The 7,253-nt window shown below is 61.8% G+C and carries 6 protein-coding genes; 5 read left to right on the top strand and 1 reads right to left on the bottom strand.

What is annotated here, in order from left to right:
- Positions 1-197: 197 nt before the first annotated feature.
- The 5 genes from V7773_RS28685 (at position 198) to V7773_RS28665 (ending at position 3,740) form a co-directional block, all read left to right on the top strand.
- Positions 198-737 (top strand): TetR/AcrR family transcriptional regulator, encoded by a 540-nt coding sequence (locus tag V7773_RS28685; RefSeq protein ID WP_063320303.1) that lies wholly within the window; start codon positions 198-200, stop codon positions 735-737.
- 28 nt (positions 738-765) lie between these two features.
- Positions 766-1,599, top strand: coding sequence for an alpha/beta fold hydrolase (locus V7773_RS28680; protein WP_092149257.1), 834 nt, complete (start codon positions 766-768; stop codon positions 1,597-1,599).
- A 45-nt stretch (positions 1,600-1,644) separates the two neighbouring features.
- Positions 1,645-2,094 (top strand): acyl-CoA thioesterase, encoded by a 450-nt coding sequence (locus V7773_RS28675; RefSeq protein WP_092149260.1) that lies wholly within the window; start codon positions 1,645-1,647, stop codon positions 2,092-2,094.
- Between the two features lie 113 nt (positions 2,095-2,207).
- Positions 2,208-3,167: a tRNA dihydrouridine synthase gene (locus V7773_RS28670; protein WP_063320306.1), complete on the top strand. Its 960-nt coding sequence runs from the start codon at positions 2,208-2,210 to the stop codon at positions 3,165-3,167.
- Between the two features lie 120 nt (positions 3,168-3,287).
- The gene (locus tag V7773_RS28665; RefSeq protein ID WP_063320307.1) at positions 3,288-3,740 is read left to right on the top strand and encodes an Hsp20 family protein; all 453 of its coding nucleotides are present in this window, start codon (positions 3,288-3,290) and stop codon (positions 3,738-3,740) included.
- A 193-nt stretch (positions 3,741-3,933) separates the two neighbouring features.
- Here V7773_RS28665 and V7773_RS28660 read toward each other — a convergent pair whose 3' ends face one another.
- A complete protein-coding gene (locus tag V7773_RS28660; RefSeq protein ID WP_336076333.1) occupies positions 3,934-7,212 on the bottom strand; it encodes a sensor domain-containing protein in 3,279 nt (1,092 codons plus the stop codon).
- Positions 7,213-7,253: the final 41 nt, after the last annotated feature.

Genomic DNA, 7,253 nt, shown 5'->3' with positions numbered 1-7,253 from the left:
CGATTAGGGGACGCCACGATTACCCGCTCTGCGGGATTTTATAAGGGTCATTCAATTCTTGAATGGCCCTTTTGTTTGTCTGGCGTTCGGCCAATTCCCTTGTCCTTGAAAATAGACTTCTGACCGGCGGTCAAAATTTCCGCTTGCGGAAAATTATTATAGGAATAATATTTCAATCGTAATATTCGGAGGCGACGATGAGCGATAAAAAGGCACAAACCCGTGAACGCATTCTCAAGGCCGCCAGCGACGCGCTGATCCAGCGTGGACCGGCTGAGCCGAGCGTGGGCGAGGTGATGGGCGCGGCCGGCCTGACGGTGGGCGGTTTTTATGCCCATTTCGAAAGCAAGGATGCCTTGATGCTGGAGGCATTCAAGCACTTGCTCAGCCGGCGTCGCGGCCTGATCGCCGACATGGACGGCGAGCTGACAGGCGAAGAGCGGCGCGCCCTGGTGGCGGCGTTCTATCTGTCGCGCAAGCACCGCGATTCCACCGAAAACGCTTGTCCGATCCCGGCGTCGGTCGGCGAGCTCGGCCGGCTGCCGGATGCGTTCCGTGAGGTCCTCAATGAGCATATCGAGCTGATGACCGCACAGTTGGCGGCCAGCCCGGAAGACGCCGACAAAGTCTTGGCCGACATTGCCTTGATGGTGGGCGGCCTGGCCCTGGCGCGGGCATTGGGCCCGGGAGAGTTGTCGGATCGTTTGCTGCGCGCCGCCAAGTCGGCGGTGCGATGAGCTAAGGCGCAAGCCCTGGAGATGAGCGATGAACAGGTTGAGCTGGATTCGTAGCGTCAATGGCACGCTTGGTTGGGTGGCTCCGCGCCTGGTAGCGAAGAAGATGCGTGGGGTGTTCATGCAGCCCCGGAACCTGCCGCCCCGCGACTGGGAGTTGCCGCTGCTGGCCAGTTCTGAGCGCATCACCTTGCGTTTCGGTCTGTCGGCGTTACGTTGGGGCAGGGGCCCGGTCGTCCTGCTGATGCACGGCTGGGAAGGGCGGCCCACTCAGTTCGGGGCGTTGATCACTGCGTTGGTGGACGCCGGCTACATGGTGGTGGCGCTGGACGGCCCGGCCCATGGTCGCTCTCCTGGTCGCGAGGCGAATGTCTTGCTGTTCGCCAGGGCCATGCTTGAAGCAGCGGCTGAATTACCGCCGCTGCAAGCCGTGATCGGGCATTCCATGGGCGGTGCCAGTGCCATGCTGGCGGTTCAGTTGGGGTTACGTACCGAGACCCTGGTCAGTGTTGCCGCGCCCGGCCGCATTCTTGGCGTGTTGCGCGGGTTTGCCCGAATGATGGGGTTACCACCCAAGGCACGTTCGGCCTTCATTCGCGAAGTGGAGCGTGACGTCGGCATGCGGGCCGCAAAGATGGACGTCTCCCACTACCAGCTGGATCTGCCTGGGCTGATCGTCCATGCCGAGGACGACACATTCGTCTCGGTCAAGGAATCGCAACTGATCCACGAAGCCTGGTTCGACAGCCGCTTGCTGCGATTGCCCGAGGGTGGGCACCAGCGGGTGCTGGCCGATCCTCGTGTCATTGATGGTGTGTTATCACTGCTGGCCGGGCGCAGCCTGCAAGCGCGGCAATCGGCTTGATCATCCGTTACACTGCCCCGATCCACATTCGACCGGGAGAGGGGCATGGGCTGGGATCGCGCAACACCGTTCATTATTGATCTTCAGGTAAATGCCGAAGACATCGACGGGCTGGGCCACGCCAACAACGCGGTATACGTCACCTGGCTCGAGCGCTGTGCCTGGCGTCATTCCCAGCGCCTGGGCCTGGACCTGGTGGAGTACCGGCGCCTCGACCGGGCCATGGCAGTGGTGCGGCATGAAATCGATTACCTGGCAGCCGCCTATGAAGGCGACGAGCTGCAATTGGCGACCTGGATCGTCGACTGGGACCAGCGGTTGAAGATGACCCGGCATTTCCAGCTGATTCGGCCAAGCGACAACACCACGTTGCTGCGGGCCCAGACCACCTTCGTTTGCATCGAACTGTCCACTGGCCGGCCCAAGCGTATGCCGCAGGAATTCATCGAGGGTTATGGTCCCGCCCTGGAACCGTCCGGCATCCTCGTGGGCTGATCCACCGCCATCGCGAGCAAGCTCAGCTCCCACAGGGATTGATGGTGAATTCCGATGTCATGGGCAAAATCCGGTAAACTGCCGCACGTTTTTTCCTTGAGTGTGTCTTTTTCATGCAAATTGCCCTGGCGCCCATGGAGGGGTTGGTCGACAACATCCTGCGGGATGTCCTGACCCGTGTTGGCGGGATCGACTGGTGTGTCACCGAGTTCATCCGTGTCAACGACCGCCTGCTCACGCCGGCCTATTTCCATAAGCTCGCCCCTGAGTTGCTGACCGGTGCCCAGACCGCTGCCGGCGTGCCGTTGCGGGTGCAGTTGCTCGGTTCCGATCCGGTGTGCCTGGCGGAAAACGCGGCGTTGGCGTGCGAGTTGGGTTCCCAGGTTATCGATCTGAACTTCGGTTGCCCGGCCAAGACCGTGAACAAATCCCGGGGTGGGGCGGTGTTGCTCAAGGAACCGGAGTTGCTCAACCAGATCGTCGAACACGTGCGCCGCGCGGTGCCCAGGCATATCCCCGTTACCGCCAAGATGCGCCTGGGTTTCGACAGCCCGGACGGCGCGCTGGTGTGTGCCACGGCGCTGGCCGAAGGTGGCGCGGCGCATATCGTGGTGCATGCGCGGACCAAGGTCGACGGCTACAAGCCTCCGGCCCACTGGGAGTGGATTCCGCGGGTGCAGGAAGTGGTCAAGGTGCCGGTGTTCGCCAACGGCGATATCTGGAGCGTGGACGACTGGCGCCGTTGCCGCGAAATCAGCGGTGTCGAAGACATCATGCTCGGTCGCGGTCTCGTTTCCCGTCCTGACCTGGCCCGGCAGATCGCCGCCGCTCGAGCCGGTGAGGAGGTGGTCGAGATGTCCTGGGTCGAACTGCAGCCGATGCTCCACGACTTCTGGGTGCAAGTGGTCGAGCAGCTGACACCGCGCCAGGCCCCGGGCCGGTTGAAGCAGTGGCTGGCGATGCTGACTCGCAATTACCCCGAAGCGGTGGCGCTGTTTAGCGCTTTGCGCCGGGAAACCGACCTGGACGCGGTGGGCCATTTGCTGGGTGTGCAGCGCACCGAAGCGGCCTGAAAAAAATTTCAGAAAAAGCTCTTGAAAAGTTTTTGGCGGTCCCTAGATAAGGGTTACGCGATGCCGAATTCGGGTCGCGGAGGCAAAAAAACTTGCTGAATTTTTCAGGAGATTTGAATCATGAGTACTGCATTTTCGCTGGCCCCTCTGTTCCGTTCCTCGGTAGGTTTCGACCGTTTCAACGACTTGTTCGAAACCGCCCTGCGCAACGAGCCGGGCAGCAGCTATCCACCCTACAACGTGGAAAAACATGGTGATGACGAGTACCGCATCGTGGTCGCCGCCGCCGGGTTCCAGGAAGAAGACCTGGACCTGCAAGTGGAAAAAGGTGTGCTGACCATCAGTGGTGGCAAACGTGAAGCCAGTAACGACAGCGTCACCTACTTGCACCAGGGCATCGCCCAGCGTGCGTTCAAGCTGTCCTTCCGGTTGGCCGATCATATCGAGATCAAGTCCGCCGGCCTGCGTAACGGTCTGTTGAGCATCGACCTGTTGCGAGTGGTTCCGGAAGAGGCGAAAGCCAAGCGCATCCCGATCAACGGTGCGCAGCAGCAACCCGCGCTGCAAAACTGATGCATCGCAGCTGAAGAAGGGCGCCAGATGGCGCCCTTTTTCATATTTGTACCTGTGGCGAGGGAGCTTGCTCCCGTTGGACTGCGCAGCAGTCCCAATCAATTGTCGAGGTACAGTCGACCGCTTTTAGGGCTGCTGCGCAGCCCAGCGGGAGCAAGCTCCCTCGCCACAACATCGCCTCTCATATTCCTTTCTATGGCAACAACCGCTCAAACGCCTCCAGCGGCAACGGCCGGCTGTGCAAGTAACCCTGGTACAAATGGCAATCGAGCCCCTGCAAAAAATGCAATTGTTCCAGCGTCTCCACGCCTTCGGCAATCATGATCAGGTTGAGGCTGCGGGCCATGGCGACGATGGCGCGGATGATTTCGGCGTCGTTGGGGTCGCTGGTGGCGTCGCGCACGAATGACTGGTCGATTTTCAGCGTGTCCACCGGCAGGCGCTTGAGGTAGGTCAGCGACGAATAACCGGTGCCGAAGTCATCCATGGCGAAGCTCACCCCCAGTTTCTTGAGCCGGCGCATCTTGGCAATGGTGTCGTCCAGGTTCTGGATCACGATGCCTTCGGTGATCTCCAGTTTCAGCAGGGAGAAGGGCAGGCCATGAGTGACGAGGCTATTTTCGATGCGTTCGACAAAGTCGCTCTGGCGGAATTGCCGTGGGCTGATGTTCACGCACAGGCTGAATTGCTGGGGATCGATCTTGCCCTTGGCGATCAGTTGCTTGAAGCCGTCGCAGGCTTCATCGAGGATCCAGGTCCCGACTTCCAGGATCAGGCCACTGTCCTCCAGCACTTTGATGAATTCGTTAGGCGATTGGGCGCCCAGGTCCGGGTGGTGCCAGCGCACCAGGGCTTCGGCGCCGATGATGCGGTTGTCCCGGGCATCGACCTGAGGCTGGAAATGCACGCTGAACTCGCCACGGGCCAGGGCAAGGCGCAGATCGGTCTCCATGCGCAGTCGTTCGCTGGCGGCTTTTTGCATGGTGGTGTGAAACATCTGCGAGGTGTTGCGCCCTGAGTCCTTGGCGCGGTACAGCGCAATGTCGGCGCGCTTGAGCAAATCGGTGGGCGTGGAACCGTGGTCGGGAATCAGCGCTATACCGATGCTCGGCGTGACCTGCAGTCGCTGGCCATCGAGGAACATCGGCTCCGAGAGCAATTCGCGCAGGGTGTTGGCCAGGGTCTGCACTTGCTTGCTGACATCGCTGCGTGAGCCTTCCAGGCCGCTGAGCAGCACCACGAATTCATCGCCACCCAGCCGTGCGACGGTGTCTTCCAGGCGCACGCTGGCCTCCAGGCGTGCGGTGATGATCTTCAGCACGGTGTCGCCCACCGGGTGACCGAGGGAGTCGTTGATGTGCTTGAAGTGATCCAGATCGAGAAACAGCAGGGCGCCGCGCAAGTTGTGGCGCTTGAGCAGGGCGATCTGCTGGCTCAGCCGGTCCATCAGCAAGGCGCGGTTGGGCAGGTTGGTCAGCGGGTCGTGGTAGGCCAGGTGGCGGATCTGGGCTTCGGCATTGCGCAGCAGGCTCACGTCCCGGGCGGTCAGCAGCAGGCACGCCGTTTCATTGAGGGTGATGGGCTCGACCGAGACCTCCACCGTAAGGATTTCCCCCCGTTTATTGCGCCCGAGCATCTCCTGGTGAACGACGCGGCCCTTGAGTCGCAGCTCGGCCAGCAAGGCGGCTCGCTGTTTTTCTTCGGCCCAGATCCCCACTTCGTAGACGGTGTGCCCGATCACTTCGTCGGCGCGGTAGCCGGTCAGCCGGCAGAAGCCGTCGTTGACCTCGAGGTAGCGACCGCTTTCGAGCTCGGTGATGGTGATGGCGTCGGGGCTGGAATGGAACGCCTTGGCGAATTTCTCTTCACTGGCCTTGAGGGCGGCTTCGGAGCGTTGTTGCTGCGTGATGTCCCGCAAGGTCGTGACGATGCAGGGCTGGTTGCCGACGTTGATTTGCCGGCTGGAAATCACACAGGTCAATGGCTGGCCGTTCTTATGGTGAACGACGATGGCGACATTGTTCAGCGATTGTTCGCGGATCACCCGTTCGATGCGTTGCAGGCTGCTGCCCGAGGCATCCCATAGGCCGATTTCGTCGGCGTCGAGACCAATCACGTCGCTGGCGGTCCAGCCGAAGGTCTGGGTGAAACTGGAATTGATCTCAAGGAACCGGCCGCTGTCCTGGTGAGTGACGCAGATGGGGTCGGGGCTGACCTGGAACAGTGTGGCGAATTTTTCCTCCGAGGCGGCCAGGCTCTGTTCGCGCTCCACCTGGTCGGTGATGTCGAGCAAGGTGCCGGCCATGCGCAAGGGGCTGCCGTCGTCGTTGCGGTAGAGGCGGGCGCGGCTTTCCAGGTAGCGCGAGCTGCCGTCCGGCAGTTGCACGCGGTAGGTCAACTGATAGTTGCCCGCCGGGCCTTCGCGCAGGCTGCGATAAGCATTGCGCATGTTGTTGCGTTCTTCAGTGGGGACGCCTTCGAAAAACGCATCGAACGATTCGTGGAACGGCTTGGGCTCCAGGCCATGGAGCTGCGCGGCCCGGGCCGAGCCGTAGAGCATGCCGCTGGGAATGTGCCAGTCCCAGGTGCCCAGTTGCGCCGAGTCGAGGGCCAGGTCCAGGCGTTCCTGGCTGTCCTTGAGGGCCTGTTCGGCGAGTTTGCGCTCGGTGGTGTCGAGGAAGGTACTCAACAGGTAGGGCTGGCCCTCCAGCTCGACTTTCTGTGCGCTGAGCAGGCCGGTGTGGATCTGGCCGTTGCTGGCTCGCAGTTCCACCTCCATGCTCGCCAGTTCGCCCCTGGCCTTGATGGTCTCCAACAGTTTTACCCGTTGCCCGGGGTCGACCCACAGGCCCAGTTCCAGGGTGGTCCGGCCAATCACATCGTGCAGCGGCCAGCCGAACAGGCTTTCGAAATACTGGTTGGCCTCGCTGATCATCCCGTCTTCCTGGCGGGTCAGCAGCACCATGTTCGGGCTCAGGTGGAACAGCGTGGCAAAGCGCTTTTCCGAACTGCGCAGCGCCTGTTCCCGCTCGCGCTGATGGGTGATTTCGCGGATCACCCCGATCATGCGCGGGCGCCCATGCTTGTCGGGCAGCACGCTGCCGCTGATCTCCAGCCAGTGCAGGCTGCCATCGGGCCAGACGATGCGGTGGTGCATGGCCTGTTCCAGCGGCGCTCCGGCCACTGCCGCGTGAAAGGCGCGCACGGCCCGGGCCCGGTCTTCAGGCAGTAACAGGTCCAGATAATCCACATCCGCTGGCAATGGCTGGCGCGGATCGAAGCCGAACAGCGCCTGGGTGCCCCGGGACCAGCTGATCTGGCCGCTGTCGATGTCCCACGACCAGGCCCCCAGCCGTGCACCGTTCAGGGCGGCCAGCAACTGCTGCGCGCTGTCCCAGCTTTGTTCGGACCGTTTCGGGTCGAGCGCCTGGATGCGTGGCAAGGGTGGGAGGTGGTCAGCGGGTTTGGGCATTATCTCGCGAGCCTTGAGCGGGTTTGGGCATAAAGCACAAG

The sequence above is a fragment of the Pseudomonas sp. 3JA genome (genome assembly GCF_036961705.1).
Lineage (GTDB): Bacteria > Pseudomonadota > Gammaproteobacteria > Pseudomonadales > Pseudomonadaceae > Aquipseudomonas > Aquipseudomonas fluorescens_Q.
Note: the sequence above shows the minus strand (reverse complement) of the source record. Positions and strands in the feature narration are given on the sequence as shown.

Coding starts and splice junctions, on each gene's coding strand:
- V7773_RS28685 (WP_063320303.1), top strand. CDS start 198: ATGAGCGATAAAAAGGCACAAACCCGTGAACGCATTCTCAAGGCCGCC.
- V7773_RS28680 (WP_092149257.1), top strand. CDS start 766: ATGAACAGGTTGAGCTGGATTCGTAGCGTCAATGGCACGCTTGGTTGG.
- V7773_RS28675 (WP_092149260.1), top strand. CDS start 1,645: ATGGGCTGGGATCGCGCAACACCGTTCATTATTGATCTTCAGGTAAAT.
- V7773_RS28670 (WP_063320306.1), top strand. CDS start 2,208: ATGCAAATTGCCCTGGCGCCCATGGAGGGGTTGGTCGACAACATCCTG.
- V7773_RS28665 (WP_063320307.1), top strand. CDS start 3,288: ATGAGTACTGCATTTTCGCTGGCCCCTCTGTTCCGTTCCTCGGTAGGT.
- V7773_RS28660 (WP_336076333.1), bottom strand. CDS start 7,212: ATGCCCAAACCCGCTGACCACCTCCCACCCTTGCCACGCATCCAGGCG.